Source organism: Paenibacillus sp. P4_A7 (genome assembly GCF_056402455.1).
Genome location: NZ_JBFUHJ010000788.1, coordinates 1 through 1218, shown reverse-complemented (window position 1 = coordinate 1218; position 1218 = coordinate 1). Strand labels below are relative to the sequence as shown.

Annotated in this window: 2 protein-coding genes; both read right to left on the bottom strand. The window is 36.3% G+C overall.

Annotation, left to right across the window (positions count from 1 at the left end):
* Nucleotides 1–755, bottom strand: a 755-nt coding sequence (locus AC1DWN_RS34010) for an ABC transporter permease (RefSeq protein WP_477563226.1), incomplete at its 3' end; no start/stop codon positions are given.
* 239 nt (nucleotides 756–994) lie between these two features.
* Nucleotides 995–1218 (bottom strand): helix-turn-helix domain-containing protein (locus AC1DWN_RS34005; protein WP_477563225.1); only part of this gene is annotated, 224 nt, incomplete at its 5' end.

The following is a 1218-nucleotide window of genomic DNA, read 5'->3' as shown; positions in this document are numbered from 1 at the left end:
GTATCGATTATATCTGCTGTTTCATAGACAAGCGGGCTATAAAGGTTAAAGATCTGATCGAAGCCGGCATTCAAAATACCACTTAAGCTTAGAATCAACATAATACTTATCGCAACCGATATACCAGGTAGTGTAATGTAGATTAATCTCTTCCAGCGATTCGCCCCATCAATCATCGCTGCCTCATACTGCTCAGGATCTACTCCAGCAAGGGCCGCCAAATAGATGATTGTTCCCCATCCCGCCTCCTTAAGAATGTCTGACACTATTAACATAGGAATAAAATAGGTATTACTAGTTAAAAAAGGGACAGGTTCAAATCCAAATAGCATAATGACGTGATTGACTATTCCACCATCCGTTGTAAGAAAAACTTTCAAAATTCCCGCAATAATGATCCAAGATATGAAATGGGGTAAATATATGATGGTTTGTATAGTACGTTTAAACTTATTAATTCTTACTTCATTAAGTAATAAAGCTAGAATGATTGGAACCGGAAATCCAAACAACAGTCGCATTAAGCTAATTTTCAAAGTATTCCAAGTGACAGTCTGAAAGTAAGAATCTGCGAATAAGGCCTCAAAATGTTTGAATCCCACCCAAGGACTATTTATTATGCCCTTTAACATATTGAAATCCTTAAAAGCGAGAACAATTCCGTACATTGGGGCATAGCTGAATATAATCAAATAGATTACACACGGCAACAGCATCAAATATAACGTTTTTTGTTTATTTAAACTATTTATCAATATCACCGCCCCCTTCTTTAGCACTACTTACCCCTAAACCAAATATAAATGAAAACGCTTCAATTAAATATGCTGTCCAAATTGGATTTTGTGTCGTTATTTTAGTTATTAGAACGCTGACACTATTTAATCATGCTTAAATAAAAATAAGACAAACACCTTCCTCAATCCTAGAGGTGTTTGCCTTCGAACCCTTTGCAAAACACGGTGCGTATATCTCAATCATTCTCATGACCTAATTACTTTCCTCTTTGCTTGAAATCTTTAGGCGAGATACCCTCGAATTTCTTGAACATTTTGCAGAAATGTCTATAATCATTGTAGCCAACGAATTGAGCCACTTCATATACCTTATGTTTGTCCTGTTTCAACAAATCCTTCGCTATACTGATTCGGAATTGAGTGAGGTAGTATGTAAAGGTTTGGCCTGTCTCCTGTTTAAATAGCCAGCTAAAGTATGAGG